Annotated in this window: 11 protein-coding genes and 1 pseudogene; 8 read left to right on the top strand and 4 right to left on the bottom strand. The window is 72.2% G+C overall.

Annotated features, from left to right (window positions below):
• Positions 1 to 104: 104 nt before the first annotated feature.
• The gene (locus AB0N16_RS35890) at positions 105 to 644 is read right to left on the bottom strand and encodes a MarR family transcriptional regulator (protein ID WP_365804199.1); all 540 of its coding nucleotides are present in this window, start codon (positions 642 to 644) and stop codon (positions 105 to 107) included.
• Between the two features lie 57 nt (positions 645 to 701).
• On the opposite strand from AB0N16_RS35890, the gene AB0N16_RS35885 reads away from it, so the two are divergent.
• The 6 genes from AB0N16_RS35885 (at position 702) to AB0N16_RS35860 (ending at position 9,938) form a co-directional block, all read left to right on the top strand.
• Positions 702 to 1,976: a multidrug effflux MFS transporter gene (locus tag AB0N16_RS35885; RefSeq protein ID WP_365804197.1), complete on the top strand. Its 1,275-nt coding sequence runs from the start codon at positions 702 to 704 to the stop codon at positions 1,974 to 1,976.
• A 419-nt stretch (positions 1,977 to 2,395) separates the two neighbouring features.
• Positions 2,396 to 6,478 (top strand): discoidin domain-containing protein, encoded by a 4,083-nt coding sequence (locus AB0N16_RS35880; RefSeq protein WP_365804195.1) that lies wholly within the window; start codon positions 2,396 to 2,398, stop codon positions 6,476 to 6,478.
• 121 nt (positions 6,479 to 6,599) lie between these two features.
• The gene (locus AB0N16_RS35875) at positions 6,600 to 7,007 is read left to right on the top strand and encodes a TetR-like C-terminal domain-containing protein (RefSeq protein WP_365804410.1); all 408 of its coding nucleotides are present in this window, start codon (positions 6,600 to 6,602) and stop codon (positions 7,005 to 7,007) included.
• 131 nt (positions 7,008 to 7,138) lie between these two features.
• Positions 7,139 to 7,348 (top strand): ferredoxin, encoded by a 210-nt coding sequence (locus tag AB0N16_RS35870; protein WP_365804193.1) that lies wholly within the window; start codon positions 7,139 to 7,141, stop codon positions 7,346 to 7,348.
• Entirely contained in the window at positions 7,338 to 8,711 is a 1,374-nt protein-coding gene (locus AB0N16_RS35865; RefSeq protein WP_365804191.1) for an FAD-dependent oxidoreductase, read from the top strand. Before AB0N16_RS35870 ends, AB0N16_RS35865 begins: the two co-directional genes overlap by 11 nt.
• Positions 8,712 to 8,750: 39 nt before the next feature.
• Complete coding sequence (locus AB0N16_RS35860; protein WP_365804189.1) at positions 8,751 to 9,938, top strand: cytochrome P450; 1,188 nt, start codon at positions 8,751 to 8,753, stop codon at positions 9,936 to 9,938.
• Between the two features lie 237 nt (positions 9,939 to 10,175).
• Here the strand turns inward: AB0N16_RS35860 and AB0N16_RS35855 are convergent, their stop codons facing one another.
• Positions 10,176 to 11,138, bottom strand: a complete 963-nt coding sequence (locus AB0N16_RS35855) for a GlxA family transcriptional regulator (protein WP_365804187.1) — start codon at positions 11,136 to 11,138, stop codon at positions 10,176 to 10,178.
• 102 nt (positions 11,139 to 11,240) lie between these two features.
• Between AB0N16_RS35855 and AB0N16_RS35850 the strand changes: the two genes are divergently transcribed.
• The gene (locus AB0N16_RS35850) at positions 11,241 to 11,879 is read left to right on the top strand and encodes an HD domain-containing protein (RefSeq protein WP_365804185.1); all 639 of its coding nucleotides are present in this window, start codon (positions 11,241 to 11,243) and stop codon (positions 11,877 to 11,879) included.
• An 18-nt stretch (positions 11,880 to 11,897) separates the two neighbouring features.
• Here the strand turns inward: AB0N16_RS35850 and AB0N16_RS35845 are convergent, their stop codons facing one another.
• Complete coding sequence (locus AB0N16_RS35845) at positions 11,898 to 12,077, bottom strand: hypothetical protein (protein ID WP_365804183.1); 180 nt, start codon at positions 12,075 to 12,077, stop codon at positions 11,898 to 11,900.
• On the opposite strand from AB0N16_RS35845, the pseudogene AB0N16_RS35840 reads away from it, so the two are divergent.
• Positions 12,057 to 12,152, top strand: a pseudogene (locus AB0N16_RS35840) (cysteine hydrolase); the annotation flags it as partial. The gene AB0N16_RS35845 and the pseudogene AB0N16_RS35840 sit on opposite strands and share 21 nt — an antisense overlap.
• Positions 12,153 to 12,177: 25 nt before the next feature.
• Here the strand turns inward: AB0N16_RS35840 and AB0N16_RS35835 are convergent.
• Positions 12,178 to 14,700, bottom strand: coding sequence for a right-handed parallel beta-helix repeat-containing protein (locus AB0N16_RS35835; protein ID WP_365804181.1), 2,523 nt, complete (start codon positions 14,698 to 14,700; stop codon positions 12,178 to 12,180).
• Positions 14,701 to 14,705 lie beyond the last annotated feature (5 nt).

Below are 14,705 nucleotides of genomic sequence, written 5' to 3'. Positions count from 1 at the left end.
GCGTGGCCCGGGCATCGCTGCGCCTCCCGGGAGTCCCGGCGGCTCGTGCGGGCCGCCTCCGAAGTGTCCACTCTCATGGGAGCATCCCCTGCACCAACCGTGGATCAGAGGTGCCCCACCTGCGCCTCCATGGCCCCCACCAGCCGGCGCAGCGCCTTGGTCACCTGCTCGCGGTCCTCTCCCAGCCCTGCCAACAGGCCGATCTCGATGGCGAGTTGCCGGGGAAAGAGGTCATCGACCGCCTTGGCCCCGGCCTCGGTGATGGTGACCAGGGCGGCACGCCGGTCGGCGGGGTTGGGGGTGCGGGCGACGAAGCCGCGTTTCTCCAGCTTGCCGAGGGTCTTGCTGACGCCCGCACGGGACAGCCCCAGCCGTTCGGCCAGGCTGCGGGCGATGAACGGCCCGGTCGCGTGCCGGAGGGGGATCAGCATGTCGACCTCGGGCGCGGTGAGGGCGGCGCCTGCGTAGAGGGGCTCTACGGCGCGGTTGAGCAGGCCGGTGGCGTGCTTCAGCAGGCCGACCAGCTCCATGGGGGAGGTGTCCAGGCCGGGGTTGTGGGCGGACCACTGGGCGCCGACGTCGGCGGCGGAGGGGGTTGAGGGCGCGGATGAGGGGGACTGGGCGGGGGAGGTGTGAGTGGGCATGCGGCTCGTCTTCTCGTCCAATTGTTAGCCGGTGAACTATCGGTTACCTTTATCTCCATGGTAGCCCCGTCATCCTCGCGCAACGGCTCCGACGCCGTCCCCGACACCACCGGACCAGCGCCTTCGGGCCGTACGGCCACCGCCCTGATCGCCGTGCTCGGCGCGCTGACCGCCGTCGCCCCGCTCGCGACCGACATGTACGTCCCCGGATTTCCCGCGCTGGGGGAGGCGCTCGGAGCGAGCAGCTCCGCGGTGCAGCTCACGATGACCGCGTTCCTCGCCGGACTCGTCGTCGGTCAGCTGGTCATCGGCCCGCTCAGCGACGGGCTCGGCCGGCGCCGGCTGCTGACGGCCGGGACGGCCGGGTTCGTCCTGTTCTCCGTCGCCTGCGCCGCCGCCCCGAACATCGCCGTCCTGACCGGCGCCCGCTTCCTGCAGGGCGTGGCCGGTGCGGCGGGCATGGTGCTGGCCAGGGCCGTCCTCACCGACCGCTTCCACGGACCCGAACTGCCGCGCTACTTCGCGGTTTTGTCGCAGGTGATCGGCGTGGCACCGGTCGCCGCGCCGGTGCTCGGCGGGGCCGTCCTGGCCGTCTCCACCTGGCGGACCGTCTTCGCCGTGCTGGCCGTGCTCGGTGTGCTGCTGCTGCTCGCCGTGGTGCGGGCGGTGCCCGAGTCGCTGCCGCCCGAGAGGCGCCACGACGGCGGACTCGCCAGCACCTTCCGGGCCATGGGCGCACTGCTCGCCGACCGGACGTTCATGGGCTACGTCCTGGTCGTCGCCCTCGTCTCGGCCGCGATGTTCACGTATATCAGCGGCTCCAGCTTCGTCTTCGAGAACCTCCACGGGGTCTCGTCGACGACGTACTCCCTGATCTTCGCCACCAACGCCGTCGCCATGCTGGCGGGCGGGGCGACCTTCGCCCGCCGGGCCGGGCGTGGCACACGCCTGAACACCATGCTCTCGGCCGGAGTCGGTATCGCCCTGCTGGGCGCGCTCGCCCAGGTCCTGCTGGTGCTGACCGCGGGCGAGACCCTCGCGGGAACCTGGCTCACCCTGTTCATGACCGCGGGAGGCATCGGCCTGGTCTTCCCGAGCGCCATGAGCATCGGCCAGGCGGTCGGCCGTACGGCTCCGGGCGCCGCCTCGGCACTCCTGGGCGGCCTCCAGTTCCTCTTCGGCGCCCTGGCCGCACCGCTGGTCGGGGTGTTCGGGGAAGACAGTTCCCGGCCGATGGCGCTCATCATGCTGGTCTCGCTGGTGGCGGCGGCGCTGGCGCTGACCGGCCTGGCCAGGCCGTGGGAGGGGAAGGGGGAGCCGGTACCGGCGTAGCGGCCGACGGCCTTCCTCCCGGCACTGTCCAGCCGTCCCTGTCGCGGCCCCGCGCCGTGCCGTCACCTCTCGTGACCATCCCGGCGCACGCTGATGGACAACTTTTCCGCGGGCCCGGCCGCAACTGCTGCAGGCTCACCCCTTCGACAGATCGCCGGAACGGGCAGAGGTCCCGGAGCCGACCCGGCCGAGCGGTTCCGGCTCGGACCGGGCGAAAAGGATCCGTCCTCAACTCAGGGGCGGGGGAGGGAGCTTGCCGGGAGGCCCCCCACCTGTTGGCTCAGCACGGATGTCCGCACCAGGGGTTGACAGGAAGCTCCTCACGCCACAGCCTTTGGCAACGTTGTCATTCTGCTCGGTGCGGGGTGCGCGGAGCCGCTTCGGCTCACTCCGCCGCTTTTTGATGGGACGTCAGATTCATGACCGATCAATCGGATCCGTGGCGCAATCCGTCGCGGCGGTCCATAGTGGCCACGGGCTCCACCCTGTTGGCCGGGTTCGGACTCAGTTCGTCGCTCCCCGCCGTGGCCGCGGCCGCCGCCACGGGCCGACCGGCGCAACCCGACTCGCCACTTGAGCTCGCGCTCAACCGGCCCGTCTCGGTCTCCTCGACGGCCTACGCCGCCACGCCCGGGTCCTTCGCGGTCGACCGGCTCACCGCACCCGGCGTGCGGGGCAGCGGGTGGCGGGCGGAGGCCGGCGACCCGCAGTGGATCACTGTCGATCTGCAGGCCGCGTGCCAGGTCACCTGGATACGCCTGACCTTCGAAGCCGACGCCGCGGACCCGGTGTTCACCCCGCCCACCAGCGGAAACCCGGCCGACGGCACCACCGGCAAGGAGATCCTGTCGAGCTACGCGGTGGACTGCGTGGTCGAGACCTCCCTCGACAGGAAGTCATGGACGAGTGTCTACCGCACCACCGCGGGCACCGGCGGAGCCGTGGACATCCAGCTTCCGCGCCCGATGCCGGCGCGCTGGGTGCGCATGACGTCCCGCAAGCGCTCCAGCCCCCTGCCCCTCGGGCTCAACGGCTTCGAGGTGTACGGCACCCCCGCCGGGCACCGTCCCACGGCGACGGGCTGGACCGACTGGGGCACCCGGCACGGCGAGGCGCCCCGGCTGACCGTCGCCGACGACGGCACGGTGCCGGTGGAGTCCGGCTGGCGGCTCACCCTGGACGACTGGGCCGGCGCCGACGGTCCCGGTCTGTCGAAGACCTCCGTCGACACCAGCCGCTGGCTGCCCGCCACCGTCCCCGGCACGGTCCTGGCCTCCCTCGTGGACCAGGGCAAGCTGCCGGACCCGGTCGCCGGGCTGAACAACCTGCACATCCCCGAGGCGCTGTCGCGGCACTCCTGGTGGTACAAGCGGGACTTCGAGCTGCCGCACGGCCTGCGCACCGGGTCCGGCCGCAGGATCTGGCTGGAGTTCGACGGCGTCAACCACCGGGCCGAGGTCTGGCTCAACGGTGAGCGGGTCGGCGACCTGACGTACCCCTTCGCCCGCTCCTCGTACGACGTGACCCGGCTGCTGGCCGCCGACGGCGCGAACGCGCTGGCCGTCGAGATCACGCCGATGCCGGTGCCCGGCAGCCCCGGCGACAAGGGCTCCCTGGGAGAGTCCTGGGTGGACGCGGGCGCCCAGCAGATGAACCTCAACTCGCCCACCTACCTGGCTTCCTCGGGCTGGGACTGGATGCCGGCCGTCCGCGACCGCGCGGCGGGGATCTGGAATCACGTCCGGCTGCGATCCACCGGGCAGGTCGTCATCGGCGACCCGCGGGTGGACACCGTCCTGCCGAAGCTGCCGGACGTCTCGGTCGCGGAGCTGACCGTCGTCGTCCCCGTCCGCAACGCAGACTCCGCGGACCACACGGCGACGGTGTCCGCGGCCTTCGACGACGTCCGGGTGTCCAAGGCGGTCACCGTCCCGGCCGGCGAGAGCGTCGACGTGGTCTTCGCCCCCGACGCCTTCCCGAAGTTGCGGCTGCGCGACCCCAGGCTGTGGTGGCCGAACGGCCTGGGCGAGCCGAACCTGCACGACCTCGCGCTCACCGCGTCGGTCGACGGCACGGAGAGCGACCGGCGCACCGCCCGCTTCGGCATCCGCCAGTTCGGCTACGAGTACGAGGTGCCGCTGCCGTTCGCGGCGTCCGGCGACTCGTACCTCCAGTCCGTCACCTTCGACCGGCAGCAGGCCAGGTACGTCCGTATCGACTGCCGTACGCGGGCAACCTCTTGGGGCAGTTCCCTGTGGACCCTGGCCGTGCGGGATAGCATCCGGCCGGCCACCGACCTCGCCCTGCACGCGCCCGCCGACGCCTCCAGCACGGACGGCGACGACCACGGCCCGGCCAACGTGACCGACGGCGATCCGGGCACCCGCTGGTCCTCGGCGTACGAGGACGACCAGTGGATCCGCGTCGATCTGGGCTCGGCGCAGTCCTTCGACCGGGTCGACCTCACCTGGGAGCAGGCGTACGCGAAGGCCTTCGTGGTGCAGGTCTCCGCCGACGGCTCCGAGTGGACCGACGTGAAGTCGGTGGACAACGGGGCGGTGCCGTTGCCGTTCAACAACGGCGACGCCAGCCTCCAGGTCGAGGACTTCGACCAGCGGACGGCTCGCTACGTCCGTATCAACTGTGGTCTGCGCAACACCAGTTGGGGTAACTCGCTGTGGTCGCTGAGCGTCGTCGACCGTGCCGTCCCCGGCACCGACCTCGCCCTGCACAAGACGGCGAAGGCCTCGACCGAGGACTCCGACCACCCCGCCACGCACGCCACCGACGGTGACGCGGGCACCCGTTGGTCGTCGCAGTACGAGGACCACCAGTGGATCCAGGTGGACCTGGGCTCCGCGCAGAAGTTCGACCGGGTGGCGATCGTCTGGGAGACGGCGTACCCGAAGACGTACGTCATCCAGGTGTCCGACGACGGCGAGCAGTGGACCGACGTCAAGTCCGTGTCCAACACGCCCGATCCGCTGAAGATCTCCGTCAACGGCGTGCGGGTTCTGGCGCGCGGCGGCAACTGGGGCTGGGACGAGCTGCTGCGCAGGATGCCGCCGGAGCGGATGGACGCGGCGGTGCGGATGCACCGCGACATGAACTTCACCATGATCCGCAACTGGGTCGGCAGCAGCGACCGGGAGGAGTTCTTCGCCGCCTGCGACCGGCACGGCATCCTCGTCTGGAACGACTTCCCGAACGCCTGGGCCATGGACCCGCCGGACCACGACGCGTTCAACTCGATCGCGCGGGACACCGTGTTGCGCTACCGGATCCATCCCTGCGTGGCCGTCTGGTGCGGGGCGAACGAGGGCAACCCGCCCGCCGCCATCGACAAGGGGATGCGCGAGGCCGTCGAACAGCAGGTCCCCGGGCTGCTCTACCAGAACAACTCGGCCGGCGGCATCGTCACCGGCGGCGGCCCCTACGGCTGGGTCGAGCCGGAGAAGTACTTCGACCCCAGCACCTATGGCAGCAAGGACTTCGGCTTCCACACCGAGATCGGCATGCCGGTGGTCTCCACCGCGGCGAGCCTGCGCAACATGACAGGCGACGAGCCCGAATGGCCCATCCGCGGCGCCTGGTACTACCACGACTGGAGCGAGCGCGGGAACCAGGCGCCGCAGAACTACAAGGCCGCCGTCGAGTCCCGCCTCGGCGAGGCTGGTGGCCTCGACGACTTCGCCCGCAAGGCGCAGTTCGTCAACTACGAGAACACCCGCGCCATGTTCGAGGCGTGGAACGCCAACCTCTGGGACAACGCCACCGGCCTGATGCTGTGGATGTCCCACCCGGCCTGGCACAGCACCGTCTGGCAGACCTACGACTACGACTTCGACGTCAACGGCACCTACTACGGCGCCCGTTCCGCCTGCGAGCCGTTGCACGTCCAGGCGGACCCGGTGAAGTGGCAGGTCCTGGCGGTCAATCACACCCGTACCGACCTCAGGAACGCCACTGTCACCGCCCGCCTGTACGACCTGGCCGGCCGGCAGCTCGGCAGGAGCAGGACCGCCCGGGTGGACGTGGCACCGGCCGCCACGACGGAGGCGTTCACCGCCGGCTGGACCGACGACCTGCCCGCCCTGCACCTGCTGCGGCTCACCCTGGAGGACGCCCACGGCAGGGAGCTCTCTCGCAACACCTACTGGCGCCACCGCGAACCCGCCGCCATGCAGGCCCTCAACAAGGCCAAGCAGGTGAACGTGTCCGGCTCCATCGGGCAGGTGTCCCGTGCCGGCGACCGTCACGAACTGACCGCCACCGTCCGCAACCGCGGCTCGGCCGTCGCCGCCATGGTCCGGCTGTCGCTGGTGGACGAGGCCGGTGGCCACCGGGTGCTGCCGACGCTGTACAGCCACAACTACCTGTGGCTGCTGCCCGGCGAATCGCAGACCGTCACCCTGTCCTGGCCGTCGGCGGCCCTCCCCTCACGCCGTCCGGCGCTGCGGGTGGAGGCCTACAACGGCCGCGCGACGACGATCCGCCGCTGAGGGACCGCGCGCTCCCGCCGAGGGCACACACCGAACGGGCCCTCGGCGGGACGCGCAGCATGCGCCACGCGGCGATACCGCCAACAGCCCAGCAGTTCATCCGCAACGACGCCAACGAGACCTGGCCGCGTCACTGCCCGCGCTCGCCGCCGGCCTGCTGCCCCACACGGAGCTCATGGCCCGTTTCCGGGAAACCTTCCTGCGGCGCAAGCGGCAGAACATCGATCTCGTGCTGCGCCGGGGGATGGCGCGGGGCGACCTTCCGCCCGACCTCGACACCGAACTGGTGCAGGACCTGTGGGCCGGCGCCGTCCTCTACCGCCGTCTCATGATCGGGTCGCCCCTCGACGACGACCTTGCCGAACGTCTGATCGAACTGGTGACCCACGTCCCGGGGTTATCGTGCCCTGGCCAAGTCGCTCAGGCGGACGAGGCGGGCGGACGGCGGACAGGGCGTCGGGTGCTGGTCAGGGACCACCACCCCCCCCGCCAACCGGTGAAGAAGCGACGACGGCGGGAAACGGTGTGACGCTCTGGTTCCTGGTGCGAACCGCTCATCGACCGCCCCGGCTGCGCGGCGTGCGGGAGGCCGGGCCTGGCCCCATCCTGGAACCGAGGGGCGGGCGACGAGGGGGTGCGGCAACGGAGGGAGTGGTGGGGATGCAGACCGTTGTGGACCTCACACGCTGCCAGGGCTATGCGCAGTGCGTGTTCCTCGCACCGCAGGTGTTCGAGCTGCACGGGGAGGAAGGGCTGCTGTATGCGACGGCCGTCCCCGACGACCAGGTGGAGCGGGTGCGCCAGGCCGTGGCCGCGTGCCCGGTGCAGGCGATCCTCCTCGGGGAAGAGGTGAGCGGCGGTGCCCGGTGACCTCAAGGACGGCCGTATCGTCATCGTCGGCGCCTCCCTGGCGGGGCTGAGGGCCGCGGAGGGACTGCGCGACGAGGGTTTCACCGGCTCCGTGACGGTGATCGGGGACGAACCTCACCCGCCCTACGACCGGCCGCCGCTGTCCAAGCAGGTGCTGCTCGGGCAGGCGACCGCGGAGACCACCGGGCTGCCGATGCGTCACGATCCGGACGCCGAGTGGCGGCTCGGGGTGCGCGCCGCGGGCGTGGACCTGCTCGCGAAACAGGTCCTGCTGGAGGACGGCGAGTCGCTGCCGTACGACCGGCTGCTGATCGCCACCGGTACCCGCGCCCGGCCCTGGGCCAATCCCGACGAAGGCGCCCTGGACGGCGTGGTCACCCTGCGCACCCGCGAGGACGCCGGGGCACTGGCCGAGCGACTGGCCGCCGGACCGGAACGGGTGCTGGTCATCGGCGGCGGCTTCACCGGCTCGGAGATCGCCTCCGCCTGCCGGGAACGCGGACTGGCCGTCACCGTCGCCGAACGCGGCCCCGCGCCTCTGGTGGGCGCCCTCGGCGGCACCCTGGGGAAGCTCGCAGCCGTCATGCACCGCAACCACGGCGTCGACCTGCGCACCGGCGTGACGGTCACCGCCCTGCACGGGGACGGGAACGGGACCTTCACCCACGCGCAACTGTCCGACGGCAGCCGCGTCGACGCCGACGTGTGCGTCGTGGCGCTGGGCGCGATCCGCAACGTCGAGTGGCTGGCGGAATCCGGGCTCGCGGCGGGCCCACGCGGGATCGCCTGCGACGCCGGCTCCCGCGCCTTCACCATGTACGGGATCGTCACCGACGACGTCTTCGTGGCCGGCGACGTCTCCCGCTTCCCGCATCCGCTGTTCGGGTACCAGATGCTCTCCCTGGAACACTGGGGCAACGCGGTCGAGCAGGCCGCGGTGGCGGCCCACAACATGGTCAGCCCGGGGCCGCTGCAACGCCCGCACCTGGCCATTCCGACGTTCTGGTCGACCCAGTTCGGGCTCAACATCAAGTCGGTGGGCGTGCCCACCTACTCCGACCACGTGGTCATCGCCCAGGGCTCGCTGGAGGCGCGCCGTCTGGCCATGGTCTACGGCTACCAGGGACGGGTCACCGCCGCGGTCACCGTCGACATGGCCAAGTCGCTCGACTACTACCGGCACTTGATCGAGACGGCCGCTCCGTTCCCGCCCCCGCCGGGCGCGGCGGACCGGGCGACCGCGGCCGACGTCCCGATCCCGTCCGACGTGCCGGATCCTTCCGTGCTCTCCCACGGGCCCACCGTGGCGCTCACCGGATACCTGCCCGACCGCCGACTGGCCGTGGTGCAGCCGACGCGCTGACCCGCGTCCCGTCCACGACTCCCACCACGAGGAGCCACCATGGACTCCGAGACCCTGCTGGCACGGATCACCGACTACGCCAGCCGCCCCAACCCCTACCCGCTGTACGCGGAACTCCGGGAGGCCGGCCCCGTGGTGCCGCAGGCGGACGGCAGCTGCCTGGTCGGCGGCTACCACGACATCGCCGCTCTGCTCCACGACCCGCGGATGAGCGCCGATCCCCGCACCCGTGGCCAGGTGACGTACAAGCCGCCGTTCCTGCGGCTGGACGACCCGGAACACCACAGGCTGCGCACGCTGGCCATGCGACCCTTCGGCCCCCCGCACAGCCCTGGCCACGTCGACGCCATGCGCGGCGAGATCGACCTGATCACCAAGGAACTGCTGGAACCCTTCGAGGCGGGCCGGCAGATCGACCTCGTCGACGACTTCGCCTACCCGCTGCCCGTCACGGTCATCTGCCGCCTGCTCGGCGTGCCACGCGAGGACGAGCCGCTCTTCCGGGCCTGGTCCGACGCGCTGGTCGCGGCAGCCGACCTCAAGCCTGAGGAGGACGCCTCCGCCGGGACGCATGAGACGGGCGACCAGGCACGGATCGAGATGGGCGGGTATCTCGTGAACCTCGCCGAACAGCGCCGCGGCACCCCGGGCGACGACCTGCTCTCCGCCTTCGTCAACGAGCCGGACCCGGCCCTGCGGCTCACCCGCGAGGAACTCGCCGAAACCGCCGTACTGTTGCTCATCGCGGGACACGAGACGACGGTCAACCTGATCACCAACGGAGCGCTCACGTTTCTGCGCGGACCCGAGCACCTGGACCACCTGCGTCGCGAACCGGGACTGCTGCCGCGGACGGTGGAGGAACTCCTGCGCTACGAACCCCCGGTCCACATGCGCGAGCGCGTCCCGCTCGCCGACATCACCGTCGCCGGCACCACCCTCGCCCAGGGCACGCCCGTCATCCTGGCGCTGGCCGCCGGCAACCGCGACCCCCGACGGTTCGACGATCCCGACCGGTTCGACCCCACCCGCCCGGACAACGAACACCTCGGCTTCGGCAGCGGCGTCCACCTGTGCTTCGGCGCACCACTCGCCCGCATCGAGGCCCAGACCGCGCTCGGCGCACTGCTCCCCGTGCTCGGCACGGCAAGCCTGGTCCAGGACCCACCTCCCTACCGCCAGAACGCCATGCTGCGCGGCCCCCGCCACCTGCCGATACAACTGTGAAGGGCGTCGACGACGGGGCGCGGTCGTGCTGCCAGGGGCCATGTTGTTCAGGCACTGCCACGGCACCGATCCGGCGAGCCGGTTCCGCCCGGGTGATCGGCCCGGCGGATACCGGGCGGAGCGAGGCGAGCGCGGCGCGTCCTCACCTGACGTCCATGCCCCAAGCCGGTCCGTCCCGTCCGGGGCACGGCCGTCGCATCGTGGCTGCTGCCGGCGCGGCTGCCTTGCCGGTGGCGGCTACTCCCGACTGCCGCTGGTCGTGGCGAAGCGTCTGCGGTAGTGGGTCGGGGTCGTGCCCAGGTGGCGGGCGAAGGCGCGGCGGAGGGTCTCGTCGGTGCCCAGACCACTGTGCCGCGCGGCCGAGGTGACGCTGTGGCCCTCAAGGAGCAGTTGCTGGGCACGGTCGAGACGGACCCGTTCGACCCAGCGCGCGGGCGTGGTGCCCAGTTCGGCGCGGAACAGCCGGGTCAGATGGCGGGGGCTGACGGCGGCGGACGTCGCCAGGGCGGGCAGGCTGTGGTCGGCGGTCGGGTCGGCGAGCACGGCTGCGACCAGGGTGCGGAGGAGATCGCTGCGGGCCGGTGGGGTGGTGATGGCGGTGGAGAACTGGGACTGCCCGCCCGGCCGTTGCAGGAAGACGACCAGTTCGCGGGCGATGTCCCGGGCCACGCCGGCGCCGTGGTCGTCCTCCACCAGGGACAGGGCGAGGTCGATGCCCGCGCTGATGCCCGCCGAGGTGACGTATCGCCCGTCACGGATGTGGATGGCGTCGGGCTCGACCCGGACCCGGGGGTAGCGGCGGGCGAACGTGGCCGCGTGCCGCCAGTGGGTCGTCGCACGGCGGCCGTCCAGGAGACCCAGCTCGCCCAGCACGAACGCGCCGGTGCACACGGAGGCGACCCTGCGCGCCCGCTCGGTGAGTTCGCGTGCCGTGGCCAGCAGCTCGTCTTCGATCGGCCGCTCGGCCAGCCGGTCGCCGCCCGCGACCAGGACCGTGTCGACCGGTCCGGTGTCGGCCGCCCGGATCGTGCCGGTCAGCGCCAGCCCGGCGGACGTGGTGACCGTGCCCCCCTGCGGCGAGACCAGCACCAGCTCATAGGCATCGGCGAGCCGGCCCGCCTGATGGAGCACCTCCGAGGGGCCGCTGACGTCGAGCATGGTCACGCCCTCGAAGACCACAAAGCCCACTCGATGTGCCATGTCCGAATCCGTGGTTTTCCTGGCAGCAGAGACATGGCCCAGCCTACGTCCCCCGGAGAACCCTGGAGTCACATCACCTATCCCATAGGGAGGCTGAGGACGATGAGTGAAGAGATCGCAGGCGTACGGATCCCGGACACCGCCCTGGTGCGGGAGGCCACCGAGAGGGTGCGCGAGGTCGCCACACCGCTGGTGTTCGACCACTCCCGGCGGGTCTTCCTGTGGGGCTCGCTGCGCGGCCGGGCCCTGGGGCTGACCTTCGACCCCGAGCTGCTGTACGTGGGGGCGATGTTCCACGACCTCGGGCTGACCAAGAGCCTGCGCCGCACCGACCAGCGCTTCGAGATCGACGGCGCCGACGAGGCCCGCCACTTCCTGCACGCCCACGGCATCACCGGAGAGCCGGCCGACCGGGTCTGGACGAGTATCGCCCTGCACACCACCCCGGAGATCCCGCTGCACATGGCACCCGAGATCGCCCTGGTGACGCGCGGGGTCGAGCTGGACGTGCTGGGCATCGGCTATGACGAGGTCACCGACGAGCAGCGCGCCTCGGTCGTCGCCGCGCACCCGCGCCCGGACTTCAAGAACCAGATCCTCGCCGCCTTCACCGAGGGCATCCAGGACCGCCCCGACACCACCTTCGGCAACGTCAAGGCCGACGTACTGGCCCACTACGTGCCCGGCTTCCGCCGCGGCGACTTCGTCGAGGTCATCAAGGGCTCCGCCTGGCCCGAGTGACCGGTCCGCCGTGGGACGTCACTTCGGCGGGGGCTCGAGCAGGGCTTCCACGACGTCACGGAGCGGGCCCAGCAGGTCCTCGGGTGCCGCGTCGGCCAGCGGCCGCAGACCGACGGCCGAGCGTACGACGGCGACGCCGACCCCCAGTGCGACCAGCAGTTCCGCCCGTGGCAGAGCGACTCCGACCCGGAGGTGCACCGGCTGCTCACCGAGAAGGTGTTCCCCACGCAGGCGGAGGTCACGACCGTGGACGCGTGGGCGGCGGCGCTCTGACACCTGCCGTCCGGCGGCGGCGCCGTCAGCGTGCGGCCGGGTGGGGCAGGTCGTGGGCTTCCAGGCTGATCAGTTCCTCCGAGGTCGGGGCGGTCAGCTCGGCCACCCGCTGGGCCTGGCGTTCGGTCATCTCCTGGAAGATCTGCCGGGCCGAGCGACCGTTGCCGAAGCCCTCGCCCCGGGGCATGGCCTCGAAGAGGGCGAGGAGTTCGGTACGGGCCGTGGGCGTCAGCTCGTAGCGGTGCTGTCCGGCCTGGAACTCCACGATCGAGACCAGTTCGGCGGACTCGTAGTCCTCGAAGAGCAGGGTGCGGCCGAAACGGGAGGCGAGGCCCGGGTTGGAGCCGATGAACCGGTGCATGTCGCCGGGGTATCCGGCGGCTATGACCACGACGTCGTCGCGGTGGTCCTCCATCAGCTTCACCAGCGTCGCCACGGCCTCGGTGCCGAAGTCGTTGCCCGCCAGCGCCGGGGCCAGGGAGTAGGCCTCGTCGATGAAGAGCACACCGCCCAGCGCCCGGTTGAAGGCGGCGGTGGTCTTCGGGCCGGTGTGGCCCACGTACTCGCCCACCAGCGCCGTGCGGTCGACCTCGATCAGATGGCCCCGGCGCAGCAGCCCGAGGGCCTTGAGGAGACGGCCGTAGAGGCGGGCCACGGTGGTCTTGCCGGTGCCGGGGTTGCCGGCGAACACCAGGTGGCGGCTGAGCGGTGGGGCCGGCAGCCCGGCCTCCTCGCGGCGGCGGACCGTCTGCATCAGCTTGACCAGGGAGCCGACGTCCTGCTTGACCCGGTCCAGGCCGACCAGTTCGTGGAGTTCGCCGAGCAGGTCCTCAAGGTTCTCCTCCTCGGGCTCCTCGGCGTCGGCGCCGGCGGACTTCGCGGGCCTGGGGGAGGGCGCCGTGCCGGGCGTGCCGTTCGCCGGCGTCGCGGCCGGGGTGCCGAAGGTCAGCGGGGTGCCGTCGGCCGTGCAGTCCTCCAGGACCGGCCTGGCGCCGTCGTCGGTGCCCAGCGCCTCCGCGCAGTCACGGACCCGGCAGTGCCGGAACACCGGGTCGGCCCCCGCGGCGACATGCAGCGCGGGGAAGCCGGCGCGGGTGACGTCGAGCCCGGTGAACGTGCCACCCGCGCCCTCCGCCAGGAACACCCCGTTCTTGCCCGGCCGGTCGATGCGCAGCCCGGTCATCTCCGGCCTGGCGCCGGTCCAGACGACGGCACCGGAGCCCGCGCAGTTCTCGACCCAGCCTCCGTCCACCGTCGCCTCGGCGCCCTCGTCGACCACCAGCCCGGCCGCCCCGGCGCCGCTGATCCGGATCCCGGCGAGGGAGGCGGCGGCCCCCTTGGCGACCTGGACGCCGATCTCCTTGGTGCCGGTCACCGTGGAGTCGGCGATCGTGCTGCCGGTGGGCGAGCCGATGCCGATGCCGGCGGCGGACCCGGCGACCCGGCAGCCGGTGAGCGTGGCCACCGCCCGCTCCAGGACGCTCACCCCGGTCATCGCGACGTCGACGATCCCGCAGTCGGTCAGCTCGATCCGGGCCTCGCCGGTGGCGTGCACACCGTGCTCGGAGCCGCCGCGCACCCGGCAGTCGGCGAGCCGCCCCACGGCCGTACCGGCCAGGTGGACCGCGCTGAAGGCGCTGCGGTCGATCCGGCAGTCGGCCAGGTCCGCCTCGCCCGCTCCCGTCACCAGCAGCCCGTTGGCGCCCGCGTCGGCCACGAAGCAGCCGGACGCGCTGAGCCGCGCGGTCTCCTGCACCACCAGCCCGCTGGCGGCCGCGCCGCGGATCTTGCAGTCGGTCAGCTCGGCACGCGCCGACCCGGTCAGATGCACGCCCGCCGCCCCGGGCGTCTCGATGCGCGACTCGCCGGCGGTGGCCTCGGTGGCGTCCTCGAGGAGCAGTCCGGCCCGGCCGCTGCCCGCCAGCACCGAGTCGGTCAGCCGCAGCCGGGAGCGGCCGCGCAGCCGTACCCCGGATCCGGTCGTGCGCTCCAGGCGCAGGCGTAGGGCGTCCAGGCTCGCGGTGCCGGACAGCACCACGCCGGTGCCGTCGACGCCGGTGACCGCCGTGTCCTCCAGACGCGCCCGGACACCCCCCGTCAGATGCAGACCGGCCAGCCGGGCGCCCTCCAGACGGCAGCGGCGCAGCACGACCGCCGTCGTACCGCCCTCCTCGTCGTCCGGGCCCTTCGCCTGTACCCGGCCGCCCTCCACCGAGCACTCCTCCAGGACCAGCCCGGCCCCGGGCGACACGCTCACGGCGGGGCGGCCCGCGTCGGAGCCCCACACGGTGATGTTGTGCAGGGCGCAGTCCGGGCCGTCCACGGTCACCGCGGGCGCGTCACCGGGCGGCGCCGCGATCACGACGCTGCCCCGGCCGTGCTCCGCCGTGAGCACCACCGCGCGGTCCAGGACCAGGTTCTCGGTCCAGGTGCCGGGGGCGATCACCACCAGATCGCCGGGCGAGGCGGCGCGTATCGCTTCGCCTATGGTCCGGTACGCGCCCCGGCCGCCCTGACCCTTGGGCGCCACGGTGTGACGGGTGGTCATCTACG

Origin of the sequence: Streptomyces sp. NPDC051105 (assembly GCF_040682795.1) — a bacterium.
Classification (GTDB): domain Bacteria; phylum Actinomycetota; class Actinomycetes; order Streptomycetales; family Streptomycetaceae; genus Streptomyces.
Note: the sequence above shows the minus strand (reverse complement) of the source record. Positions and strands in the feature narration are given on the sequence as shown.

Coding starts and splice junctions, on each gene's coding strand:
- AB0N16_RS35890 (WP_365804199.1), bottom strand. CDS start 644: ATGCCCACTCACACCTCCCCCGCCCAGTCCCCCTCATCCGCGCCCTCA.
- AB0N16_RS35885 (WP_365804197.1), top strand. CDS start 702: ATGGTAGCCCCGTCATCCTCGCGCAACGGCTCCGACGCCGTCCCCGAC.
- AB0N16_RS35880 (WP_365804195.1), top strand. CDS start 2,396: ATGACCGATCAATCGGATCCGTGGCGCAATCCGTCGCGGCGGTCCATA.
- AB0N16_RS35870 (WP_365804193.1), top strand. CDS start 7,139: ATGCAGACCGTTGTGGACCTCACACGCTGCCAGGGCTATGCGCAGTGC.
- AB0N16_RS35860 (WP_365804189.1), top strand. CDS start 8,751: ATGGACTCCGAGACCCTGCTGGCACGGATCACCGACTACGCCAGCCGC.
- AB0N16_RS35855 (WP_365804187.1), bottom strand. CDS start 11,138: ATGGCACATCGAGTGGGCTTTGTGGTCTTCGAGGGCGTGACCATGCTC.
- AB0N16_RS35850 (WP_365804185.1), top strand. CDS start 11,241: ATGAGTGAAGAGATCGCAGGCGTACGGATCCCGGACACCGCCCTGGTG.
- AB0N16_RS35835 (WP_365804181.1), bottom strand. CDS start 14,700: ATGACCACCCGTCACACCGTGGCGCCCAAGGGTCAGGGCGGCCGGGGC.